Annotated in this window: 1 protein-coding gene; it reads left to right on the forward strand. The window is 47.6% G+C overall.

Annotated features, from left to right (window positions below):
• The coding region (locus tag SB756_RS36030) for a glutamine amidotransferase-related protein (RefSeq protein ID WP_410914036.1) at nt 1-155 on the forward strand (155 nt) is incomplete at its 5' end.
• Between the last annotated feature and the right edge of the window lie 76 nt (nt 156-231).

Consider the following 231-nt stretch of genomic DNA (forward strand, 5'->3'; position numbering starts at 1 on the left):
TCGAGGTGACTGCCTGGACGGTGCGTGACGGCGAGCCTGACGAAATTATGGGATTCCGCCATAAAACCCTGGCGCTGGAAGGCGTGCAGTTCCATCCCGAAAGCATTCTCAGCGAGCAGGGACATCAGCTGCTGCGCAATTTCCTTGAGCAATAAGTTGCCTTTGAGTGATTTTTTATGCATATTTTGTGATTATTATTTCAAAGTTGCACATCAATCATCTAAATGGGGT

The organism is Pseudomonas sp. SIMBA_068 (assembly GCF_046534705.1).
In the GTDB taxonomy this organism is placed as follows: domain Bacteria; phylum Pseudomonadota; class Gammaproteobacteria; order Pseudomonadales; family Pseudomonadaceae; genus Aquipseudomonas; species Aquipseudomonas putida.